Annotated in this window: 1 protein-coding gene; it reads left to right on the forward strand. The window is 68.8% G+C overall.

From position 1 onward, the window contains the following. A partial coding sequence (locus tag J0A65_RS26645) for a type VI secretion system baseplate subunit TssF (protein ID WP_206597182.1) occupies nt 1-340 on the forward strand: 340 nt, incomplete at both ends.

A 340-nucleotide genomic window follows, 5' to 3' on the forward strand; every position in this document is an offset into this window, starting at 1 on the left:
TGCTATGCACCAGTCGGCACCTGGCCGAAAACCTGCCTGCCGGCACCCGCCTGGGATTCGAACGTCCCGGCCCCGTCGCGCAGGCCAGCCTGCTGAACACACCCACCGTGCAAAGCCTGCCACGGCTGTCCGGCCCTTCGCGTTGGCGCCTGGTTTCACAACTGAGCCTCAACCACCTCTCGCTGGTCGAGGGCCCCGAAGCCCTCGATGCACTGCGCGAGCTGTTGCATCTGCACAATCTGCGCGACGAAGCCGGGCCCCGGCGCCAGGTGGAAGGCCTGCTGGAGTTGACCTGCGAGCGCGTGGTGGCGCGGGTCGGTGACGATGCCTGGCGCGGCTG

Source organism: Bowmanella yangjiangensis (assembly GCF_017255015.1).
Classification (GTDB): domain Bacteria; phylum Pseudomonadota; class Gammaproteobacteria; order Enterobacterales; family Alteromonadaceae; genus Bowmanella; species Bowmanella yangjiangensis.